Source organism: Pseudomonas frederiksbergensis (assembly GCF_003732665.1).
Lineage (GTDB): Bacteria > Pseudomonadota > Gammaproteobacteria > Pseudomonadales > Pseudomonadaceae > Aquipseudomonas > Aquipseudomonas frederiksbergensis_G.
In genome coordinates this window covers 1-297 of sequence record NZ_MOBP01000199.1, presented here as the reverse complement: position 1 = coordinate 297, position 297 = coordinate 1, and the positions used below count along the sequence as shown (strand labels likewise).

Below are 297 nucleotides of genomic sequence, written 5' to 3'. Positions count from 1 at the left end.
CAAGGTCGGCGACATCGAGATCGATGGCAGCCGCCCGCTGAACCAGCAGCAAGGCCTGGTGCGACGTTTGCGCCAGCACGTGGGCTTCGTGTTCCAGAACTTCAACCTGTTTCCCCATCGCACCGCCCTGGAAAACGTCATCGAAGGCCCGATCATCGTGAAGAAGATCCCGCACGCCGAAGCCGTTGCCCTGGGTAAAAAGCTGTTGGCCAGGGTTGGCCTGGCGGGCAAGGAAGACGCTTACCCGCGACGCCTTTCCGGTGGTCAGCAACAGCGTGTGGCGATTGCCCGGGCGCT

General features: G+C 62.6%; 1 protein-coding gene. It reads left to right on the top strand.

Translation table 11 applies throughout. The annotated features are described in order from the left end of the window. The coding region (locus BK665_RS33800; RefSeq protein WP_123410664.1) for an ATP-binding cassette domain-containing protein at nt 1-297 on the top strand (297 nt) is incomplete at both ends.